The 7,249-nt window shown below is 63.8% G+C and carries 7 protein-coding genes; 4 read left to right on the top strand and 3 right to left on the bottom strand.

Features of this window, described 5'->3' with window-relative positions; all coding sequences use genetic code 11:
- Nucleotides 1–76: 76 nt before the first annotated feature.
- Together BLX42_RS24235 and BLX42_RS24230 are read left to right on the top strand one after the other, a co-directional pair.
- Nucleotides 77–1,579: an NCS1 family nucleobase:cation symporter-1 gene (locus BLX42_RS24235; RefSeq protein WP_161872837.1), complete on the top strand. Its 1,503-nt coding sequence runs from the start codon at nt 77–79 to the stop codon at nt 1,577–1,579.
- A gap of 13 nt (nt 1,580–1,592) precedes the next feature.
- A complete protein-coding gene (locus tag BLX42_RS24230; protein ID WP_115275315.1) occupies nt 1,593–2,876 on the top strand; it encodes a Zn-dependent hydrolase in 1,284 nt (427 codons plus the stop codon).
- A 76-nt stretch (nt 2,877–2,952) separates the two neighbouring features.
- Here the strand turns inward: BLX42_RS24230 and BLX42_RS24225 are convergent, their stop codons facing one another.
- Nucleotides 2,953–3,918, bottom strand: a complete 966-nt coding sequence (locus BLX42_RS24225; RefSeq protein ID WP_161872836.1) for a ribonuclease Z — start codon at nt 3,916–3,918, stop codon at nt 2,953–2,955.
- Nucleotides 3,919–3,980: 62 nt separating this feature from the next.
- Nucleotides 3,981–4,547, bottom strand: coding sequence for a lipocalin family protein (locus BLX42_RS24220; protein WP_119688641.1), 567 nt, complete (start codon nt 4,545–4,547; stop codon nt 3,981–3,983).
- 207 nt (nt 4,548–4,754) lie between these two features.
- Here BLX42_RS24220 and BLX42_RS24215 point away from each other — a divergent pair, with 207 nt between their 5' ends.
- On the top strand, nt 4,755–5,567 hold the full coding sequence (locus tag BLX42_RS24215; RefSeq protein ID WP_115275314.1) for a crotonase/enoyl-CoA hydratase family protein: 813 nt from the start codon (nt 4,755–4,757) through the stop codon (nt 5,565–5,567).
- Between the two features lie 33 nt (nt 5,568–5,600).
- Nucleotides 5,601–6,431 carry an NAD(+) diphosphatase gene (gene nudC / locus BLX42_RS24210; RefSeq protein ID WP_161872835.1) on the top strand — a complete coding sequence of 277 codons (831 nt, stop codon included), beginning with the start codon at nt 5,601–5,603 and terminating at the stop codon, nt 6,429–6,431.
- Here nudC and BLX42_RS24205 read toward each other — a convergent pair.
- On the bottom strand, nt 6,399–7,178 hold the full coding sequence (locus tag BLX42_RS24205) for a TSUP family transporter (RefSeq protein ID WP_115275313.1): 780 nt from the start codon (nt 7,176–7,178) through the stop codon (nt 6,399–6,401). The genes nudC and BLX42_RS24205 overlap by 33 nt on opposite strands.
- Nucleotides 7,179–7,249 lie beyond the last annotated feature (71 nt).

The raw sequence follows: 7,249 nt of genomic DNA, 5'->3' as shown, positions 1-7,249 counted from the left end.
GTACTGGTGGTGTATGTACTCCGGCCATCGCGTTAGCCCGATGAGCAGACAATTAGAAAAATCTGGAGAAGGCCCCATGCAACAGAGCAGATCGCAAGTGATCGAGCAGGATGGCCTGTTCGAGCTGTCCGCAGGCAGTGACGTACTCGACAGCCCGCGCTACAACCACGACATCGCGCCCACAAAAGTGCACCAGCGCACCTGGAACAAATGGCACATCACCGCACTGTGGGTGGGCATGTCCATCTGCGTGCCCACCTACACCCTGGGCGGCGTGCTCACGGCCTACTTTGGCCTGAGCGTGGCCGAGGCGTTGCTGGCGATCCTGCTGGCCAACCTCATCGTGCTGATCCCGCTCACCCTCAATGCCTTCCCCGGCACCAAGTACGGCATTCCCTTCCCTGTGTTGCTGCGTTCATCGTTCGGTATCTTCGGCTCCAACGTACCCTGCCTGATTCGCGCGGTGGTTGCCTGTGGCTGGTTCGGCATCCAGACGATGTTCGGCGGCTTGGCCATTCACCTGTTCCTGGGCTCGATCTTCGATGACTGGAAAGCGCTGGGCGGCACCGGTGAAGTGATCGGCTTCATGGTGTTCTGGGCCCTCAACCTGTGGGTGGTGTTGCGCGGCGCCGAATCGATCAAATGGCTCGAAACCCTGTCGGCGCCGCTGTTGGTGGCGGTCGGCTTCGGCCTGCTGTTCTGGGCGTTGCCGCACATGTCGATGACCGAGCTGCTGGCCCAGCCGCCCAAGCGCCCGGAAGGGGCGAGCGTAGTGAGCTATTTCTGCGCCGGGCTTACCGCAATGGTCGGTTTCTGGGCCACTTTATCGCTGAACATTCCGGATTTCAGCCGCTACGCCAAGAGCCAGAAGGACCAGATCCTCGGGCAGATCTTCGGCCTGCCACTGACCATGTTCCTGTTCGCCTCCCTGGGCGTGGTGATGACCGCCGCCTCGGCGTCGCTGGTGGGTGAAACGGTGTCCGACCCGGTGAGCCTGATCGGCAAGATCCAGAGCCCGGGCTGGGTGGCACTGGCCATGGCGCTGATCGTCATCGCTACGCTGTCGACCAACACCGCGGCCAACATCGTCTCGCCGACCAACGACTTCCAGAACATTGCCCCGCGCCTGATCGGGCGTACACGTGCCGTGTGGCTGACAGGCTTCATCGGCCTGGCGCTGATGAGCCACGAGCTGCTGAAAAAACTCGGCTGGATCGTTTCCGACATCAGCCTGGAGAGTGTCTATTCCAACTGGCTGCTGGGGTACTCCAGCCTGCTTGGGCCGATTGCCGGGATCATGGTGGTGGACTACTTCCTGATCCGTCGGCAGAAGCTGGATCTGGCCGGCCTGTACCGTGATGACGTTTACCCGGCCTGGAACTGGGCAGGGTTTGCTGCCTTTGCGCTACCTGTGGCACTGACCGTGATGGCCATTGGTAACAGCAGTTTCAGCTGGTTCTACGACTATGGCTGGTTCACCGGGTCGCTGCTTGGCGGGGCGTTGTACTACGCCCTGGGCGGCTTGGCGGTACGTGGGCCAGTGCAGCCTGTGATCAATGCAGACAACAAAAACGCCTGAGGAGGCCTGACCCATGACCGCAGCCCAACAAGCCCTGCTATCGACTGAACGCCACGTTAACAGTGACCGCCTGTGGCAATCGCTGATGGACCTCGCCCGCCTCGGTGCCACACCCAAGGGTGGTGTCTGCCGCCTGGCGCTGACCGACCTCGACCGCCAGGCCCGCGACCTGTTCGTCGAGTGGTGCGAGGCGGCCGGTTGCAGCGTCAGTGTCGATGCCGTCGGCAACATCTTTGCCCGCCGCCCTGGGCGCAATCCCAAGCTGCCACCGGTGATGACCGGCAGCCACATCGACACCCAGCCCACCGGGGGCAAGTTCGATGGCTGTTTCGGGGTGATGGCGGGCCTTGAGGTGATACGCACCCTCAATGACCTGGGCATCGAGACCGAAGCACCGCTGGAAGTGGTGGTATGGACCAACGAGGAAGGCTCGCGCTTTGCGCCCTGCATGATGGGCTCGGGGGTGTTTGCCGGCAAATTCACCCTGGAGGAAACCCTGGCCAAGCGTGACGCCCAGGGCGTGAGCATGGGCGAGGCGTTGACTGCCATCGGCTACGCCGGCCAGCGGGCAGTGCTTGGCCACCCGGTAGGCGCGTATTTCGAAGCCCATATCGAGCAGGGACCGATCCTTGAAGACCAGGCCAAGACCATCGGTGTGGTGCTTGGGGCGCTGGGGCAGAAGTGGTTCGACCTGACCTTGCGCGGCGTTGAAGCCCATGCCGGCCCTACGCCGATGCACCTGCGCAAGGATGCACTGGTCGGCGCTGCGGCGGTGGTGGAGGCGGTCAACCGGGCGGCGCTGGGCCATCAACCGCATGCCTGTGGCACGGTCGGTTGCCTGCAGGCCTACCCCGGTTCACGCAACGTGATTCCGGGGGAAGTGCGCATGACCCTGGACTTTCGTCACCTCGAAGGTGAGCGGCTGGACGCGATGATCGCCGACGTGCGGGCAGTGATAGAGGCCACCTGTGACAAGCACGGGCTGAGCCATGAACTGGTCCCCACGGCCGACTTCCCAGCGCTGTACTTTGACCGCAGTTGCGTCGATGCCGTGCGCGATGCTGCGCAGACCTTGGGCCTGCCGCACATGGATATCGTCAGCGGGGCAGGGCATGACGCGATCTTCCTGGCCGAGTTGGGGCCGGCGGGGATGATCTTCGTGCCTTGTGAAAACGGCATCAGCCACAACGAAATCGAGAACGCCACCCCGCAAGACCTGGCAGCGGGCTGTGCGGTGCTGCTGCGGGCCATGCTGGCGGCGTCGGAGGCGATCGCCAGCGGGCGGTTGGCGGCTTGATGCCTGAGCGTCCCATCGCCGGCCCGCAGATCACAAAACCGATGGAGAACAGCGCGATCATGTCGATTGGGATTTGCTAGGTACCCGTAACGCGGCCCAGGCACCCGTCGCGCCCGATGTGGTAACGCTGCAGGTCCTGGGCCAGGGTCAGGTTGCCGCTGTAATGGGCCTGCGCCTCTTCCCTTACCTCGTCGATGCATGGGCTGCGCCGTGGGTCCGGCTGATAGCGGGCACTGAAGTGCGTCAGCACCAGGTTGCGCACACCGGCCGTTTCGGCAAAGCGCGCCACCGCTGCCGCACTGCTGTGGCCGAAGCTGACACCTGTGCGGGCGATGATCGGTTGTGTGAATGTCGCTTCGTGCACCAGTACATCAACGTCTTTTGCCGCCTCGGCCAAGAGGTCGGGGTTGTCATTGTCGCCGCAGACGATCACCCGCCGTGCCGGCCGCGAGGCGCGCAGGTAGTCGCGACCATGCAGCATTCGCCCCGCGTGCTCTACCGTCAGGCCCTTGGCAAGGTCGCCCCACAGCGGACCGCGCGGGATACCTTCGGCAGCCAGGCGCTGCACGTCAAGGCGCGGCTCGGGGTTCAGCTCGGTGAACACGAAAGCAACGCTGGGCACCCGGTGCGACAGCTGTACGGTGCTGACGGCAAGGGTATCGCTGCGCCATTCGCCCAGTTGCTCGACCGCCAGCAACCGCAGTTCGAACGCCAGGAAGGAATCACTGGCGGCCAGGCTCAGGCGCACCCAGTCGTGCAAGGCGGCCGGCAGCACCAGGTCCAGCGGCGCCGTGCGCCCGCTCATGCCGGCGCTGGCCAGCAGGCCCGGCAGGCCGAAGCAATGGTCGCCGTGCACATGGGTAATGAAGATGGCGCGCAGGTCGCGGACCGACAATGGGGTATGCAGCAGTTGATGCTGGGTACCTTCGCCGCAATCGACCAGGTACCAGTGGCTGCCGCTGGCTTCGATCACGGCGGTGGCGCTGACGTTGCGCGCCTTGGTGGGCACCCCGGCCGAGGTGCCCAGAAACAGCAGGTCCAATGACTGACTCCAAGTTTGATCAGGCGCTCACCCTGGCCCGAACGAACCAGGGCGTCGATGAATCAGGGTTTTACTGCATCATCGCCCTGCCGCCAGATCAGCTCGCTGGTGTCATAGCCCTGTTTCTGGGCAATGGTCAGCATCTGCTCGCGGGTCTGGTCGTTGATGACCGGGGTGCGCGACAGCAGCCACAGGTACTCGCGGTTGGGGTGCCCGACCAGCGCTACGCGATAGTCCTTGTCGTGATACAGCACCCAGTATTCGCCCTTGGTCAAGCCTGGCGCCAGGCGGCTGAACCAGTTGTCGAAGGTGACCCACAGCTTGTCGGTCTTGCCCGGCTGCTGCGTCTCGGCGACGCCCTTGGCCTCGTTCCATTGGCCGTCCTTTTCCTTGCAGCGGTTGGTCACATCGATGCGACCGTCTTCGCGCAAGCCATAGTTGGCTTCGGACTGCACGCAGTTGCGCTGGAAGAACATCGGCAAGCGCGCCTGCTCGTACCAGGTGCCCTGGTAACGCTGCAGGTCGACCTGCTGTGTGGCCGGTGGCGCACGATGCTCATCGCTCGAACCGGCGCAGCCCGCCAGGGCCAGTGTCATGCAGGAAACAATCAGGGCTGTACGCATCGCCATGGCAAACCTCTTGGGAAGGGATGAAGAGCTTACCTGTGTTTCGATGCGTGTGCGGGGCAAAAGTTGTATGGGTTTTTTTGTGCAGGGCAAACCGCTGTCGCCAGGCGCCTGAGCAACCCGGGCAAGTCCCGCTTTTGGCACAAGTACGGCAACCAAGCTGGGTTAACATCCGCGCAGTGAACCTTTATCCCCGCAGGAGTGCAGCCCGTGACCGAGTACAGCGCATTCAAGGTCGAACTGACTGACAATATCGCCCATGTGCAGATCAACCGCCCTGAGAAGATCAACGCCATGAATGCTGCCTTCTGGGAAGAGATCGTCGATATCTTCCAGTGGGTCGACGACACCGATGCGGTGCGCGCCGTGGTCATCAGCGGCGCGGGCAAGCATTTTTCCTCGGGTATCGACTTGATGATGCTGGCCTCGCTGGCCGGCCAGATGGGCAAGGACGTTGGCCGCAACGCGCGCCTGCTGCGCCGCACCATCCTGCGCCTGCAGGCCTCCTTCAATGCCGTGGACAACTGCCGCAAGCCCGTGCTGGCGGCCATCCAGGGCTACTGCATTGGCGGTGCCATCGACCTGGTGTCGGCCTGCGACATGCGTTATTGCAGCACGGACGCGCAGTTCTCGATCAAGGAAATCGACATGGGCATGGCCGCAGACGTCGGCACCCTGCAACGTTTGCCACGTATCATCGGCGACGGCATCATGCGCGAGCTGGCCTTCACCGGGCGTAACGTTGCGGCCGACGAGGCGCTGCGCATCGGCCTGGTCAACCGGGTCTATGATGATCATGCTGCATTGCTCGACGGGGTCTTTGCCATTGCCCGCGAGATTGCCGCAAAATCACCGATCGCTGTGGCGGGCACCAAGGAGATGCTCAGCTACATGCGTGACCATCGCATCGACGATGGCCTGGAGTACATCGCCACCTGGAACGCCGCCATGCTGCAGTCCGAAGACCTGCGCGTGGCTGTGGCGGCGCACATGAGCAAACAGAAACCGACGTTCGCCGACTGACCGGGCCGGGGGACGCAGTAAAGGAACCCCGACATGTCAGCACACTGGACTAGCGCAGTACTCGACCCGCAGATCACCGGCGGCTGGGCCGTCGCCCGCAGCCCGGAAGGGTTTTTGGTGGACGCCAATGGCGCGCTGTTCCCCCGCGACTGGCTCAAGCGCCAGGACCTGGATGTGCTCGCCGAGCACGGCATCGGCCATTTCGACGGCGAGCCGGTGTTCCTGCTGGAGCTGCGCAGCGCCGCCGAGGTGCCCGGTTGCGGCTGGCGCGGCTTGCGGGCATTCATGCTCGAAGGTGATTTCGATCTTTATAAAGTGCTGGGCTATGCCGCGCAGATCGGCACCTGGGCGCGTGAGCACCGTTTCTGTGGCAGCTGCGGCCAACCGATGACGCAGATCCGCTGGGAGCGGGCGATGTACTGCCAGCCCTGCGACCTGCGCAGCTACCCACGCATTTCGCCGAGCATGATCGTGCTGGTGACCCGTGGCGACGAAATCCTGCTGGCCCGGTCGCCGCGCTTCGTCACCGGCGTTTACAGCACCCTTGCAGGCTTTGCCGAACCAGGCGAATCGGCCGAGGACTGCCTGGTGCGCGAAGTGCGCGAAGAAGTGGCGGTGGAGGTGCGCAACATCCAGTACGTGGGCAGCCAGTGCTGGCCGTTCCCGCATTCGATGATGCTAGGCTTCCACGCCGAGTATGCCGGCGGCGAGATCGTCATGCAGCCGGACGAGATCGAAGACGCCAGGTGGTTCAACGTGCACGACCTGCCACCGCTGCCAGCCGGGCGCTCGATCGCCCGGTACCTGATCGATCTGTATGTCGCCAAGCGTTCAGGCCTGCCCGAACCAGTGTTGCCACGCTAGGCGCACGGTCAGCGCCAGTACCACGGTGATGAACACCGGGCGGATGAACTTGCTGCCGCCGCTGATTGCCGTGCGTGCGCCGAAGAACGCACCCACCATCACCGAAAGGCCCATGCACAGGCCGACGACGTAATCCACCTGCCCGGAAATGATGAACACCGTCAGCGCCGCGATGTTGCTGACGAAGTTCATGCTGCGCGCCACGCCGCTGGCGCGGACCAGGTCGATGGGGTAGAGCAGCAGGGTGCTCACGGTCCAGAAAGCACCGGTGCCAGGCCCGGCCACGCCATCGTAGAAGCCCAGAGTGAAGCCCTGCGGGAACTGCCACTTCTTCTTGATCGGCGCATCGGCATCCAGCGGCGCTTTGGGCGTACCCCCGAACAGCAGGTAGATGCCGCAGGCGAAGACGATCACCGGCAGCATCTTGTTCAGCCATTCGGCCGGCATGTAGTGGGCGACGACCGCGCCGATCAGCGCGCCGACCAGGGTGGCGAACAAGGCCGGGCGCCATTGCGCCGGGTGGAACAGCTTGCGTTTGTAGTAGGTGAAACCGGCGGTGGCCGAGCCGAAGGTCGAGCTGAGCTTGTTGGTGCCCAGCACCAGGTGTGGCGGCATGCCGGCGGTGAGCAGTGCCGGGGTGGTGAGCAGGCCACCCCCACCGGCGATGGCGTCGATGAACCCGGCGACGAAGGCGACCAGGGCGAGGATCAGCAGGGTGAGTGGTTCTACGGTGAGTTCGAAGGGCATGGGCGTCTGGCAGATTGGAAGGGTGACGCAGCAGAGGGCCGCGCTAAGGCCTATATACTAATGCCCGAGGA

This window comes from Pseudomonas sp. SG-MS2, assembly GCF_009933855.1.
In the GTDB taxonomy this organism is placed as follows: Bacteria; Pseudomonadota; Gammaproteobacteria; order Pseudomonadales; family Pseudomonadaceae; genus Aquipseudomonas; species Aquipseudomonas putida_E.
The sequence above is the reverse complement of the archived record's forward strand: the minus strand, read 5'-3'. Positions and strand labels throughout refer to the sequence as shown.